The 1,915-nt window shown below is 36.9% G+C and carries 2 protein-coding genes; both read right to left on the bottom strand.

Annotated elements, in window-relative coordinates; translation table 11 throughout:
• A partial coding sequence (locus F6K22_RS39775) for an ROK family protein (protein ID WP_293110563.1) occupies positions 1-890 on the bottom strand: 890 nt, incomplete at its 3' end.
• A gap of 493 nt (positions 891-1,383) precedes the next feature.
• Entirely contained in the window at positions 1,384-1,635 is a 252-nt protein-coding gene (locus F6K22_RS39770) for a hypothetical protein (protein ID WP_293110561.1), read from the bottom strand.
• Positions 1,636-1,915 lie beyond the last annotated feature (280 nt).

Below are 1,915 nucleotides of genomic sequence, written 5' to 3'. Positions count from 1 at the left end.
AAAGCTAATTTAGCAGCTCCCACAATACCAGCTTGATTACCTAATTTTGCAGTTAATAATTGTAAGTTTAAATAAGAACTAAAAAGAACTCGTCGCTCAATTTCAGCCTTAGTTGCAGGGAAAAAAAGTTCTGATGCAGCACTGATTCCACCACCAATAATTATTGCCTCTGGAGTTAAAATATAAATCAAACTTGTCAACCCTACTCCTAAAATTCGTCCGTAGTTTTGCCAAAATTCTAGGGCAAACTTATCTCCAACTAAAGCTAAATTGGCTAATTCTAAAGGTTCTTTTCCTGTATCTCGACGAACCGCTTGAACAGAAACATATTGTTCTAAAGATCCATTATTACCACTATTACAATCAGGTCCATCAGGATTTAAAGTAATTAACCCCAACTCTCCCGCAGCACCAGTATGACCCACAAATAATTGGCTATCTAAAATAATTGCTCCTCCGACACCAGTACCCAGGGTAAGCATAATCATATTTTTAAACTGACTACCTGCTCCTAGCCAAGCTTCTCCTAAACCAGCACAGTTAGCATCATTAGCTATAACTACTGGTAAATCTGTCTTTTCCTCCAACAATTTGGCTAGAGGAACCTCTTGCCAATCAGCCAAGTTTATTGCTATTCTAGATATTTTACTTTCAGAATCAACAGGACCAGGCACTCCAATACCTATTCCTTGGATAGTTCCTAATTTGTCTAGTTGAGGTTCTTTTCTCAGAATATATATTGTCTCTTCTATTACATCAATAACTGCTTTTGGGGTGGCAGGTTGAGGAGTTGGTACACTCAAAGATTGATGACATACTCCATCCCTAGCAAAAACCCCAAGTTTAATTGTTGTTCCACCTATATCAATACCTATGACCAGAGACTTCATTTAAGAAAGCATTTATAAAGTAAATTTTAAAGGAAAAATCTTGCTATTTGCTGGGTTACGGCGTACCTTAAATCACGAAAAATTACAGTCCTATGCCAGCTTAACCCACCCTAATGGACTGACATAGCTAATTTTGTGCAAAATTGTAGTGGCGTGTCAAGCTTAAAATAGTGGAATAGATTTTTGATGTCAAGCTTTGAAAAATCAGCATCGTACCATTTTGCTAAAGTAACATTTAAGACTTGACACGATAGTAGACTGACACAGCTAAAAGTGTGCAGAGCGCTTTTTTCGTCTCGCACCCCATCCCCCCATCCCCCCATCACCCCATCCCCCCATTTTCTAATGCACTATTTAAGGTGTGTCGGTCTAGTAGGGTGTGTTATACGGCTTAAATTCAGATTATGAAAGGGATTCAGTAATCCGTCGCAGGATACCATTTTAGCTGTGTCGGTCTACTACAAAAGCTTAAAGTTTTGTTTATAAACCGTCTCTAAAATCTTTCAACACTAGAATTAAATATAGGTTCAACCCGAATGGCAATTATAGCTGAAGGGCGAACCACCATATATTCTCCTTGAATAGTCTTAATAGGTACATTAACAAACTCTTGAGAGTCATGTTTTGGAACTACAACCCCACTGTACCAGGTTTGAAAATCTTTAAGAGAAAGAAAACGTACTTCTTCACGAGCGCCACCTTCTAATAATAGGTGTATAGCAAATTCATCAGGCTGTCTGGGCATATCTTTTATCAGTTATCAGTTATCAGTTATCAGTACCTCTATTGAATAGGAAGGTTTGAAATAATTTACAATACTGAAGTTTATTATTTTAATCCCCTTCAAGGAGGAAGCTTGATATCTTAATATGGGGTTGGTAATTGGTAAGATGATTTTCTACTAGGAGTGATACCCATCATTTACTCTGGTCAAATATTTAGAGGTATCAGAAACAGATTACTATTAAAGTTTCATCTCTTGATTTACCAATGCTCTTAATTTTTTGCTTAAAAGTTAAAAGTAA

It is taken from the genome of Okeania sp. SIO2F4 (assembly GCF_010672385.1).
Classification (GTDB): domain Bacteria; phylum Cyanobacteriota; class Cyanobacteriia; order Cyanobacteriales; family Microcoleaceae; genus Trichodesmium.
The sequence above is the reverse complement of the archived record's forward strand: the minus strand, read 5'-3'. Positions and strand labels throughout refer to the sequence as shown.

Bases quoted from the DNA above. Each gene is read 5' to 3' on its own strand.
- F6K22_RS39770 (WP_293110561.1), bottom strand. From the start codon at position 1,635: ATGCCCAGACAGCCTGATGAATTTGCTATACACCTATTATTAGAAGGT.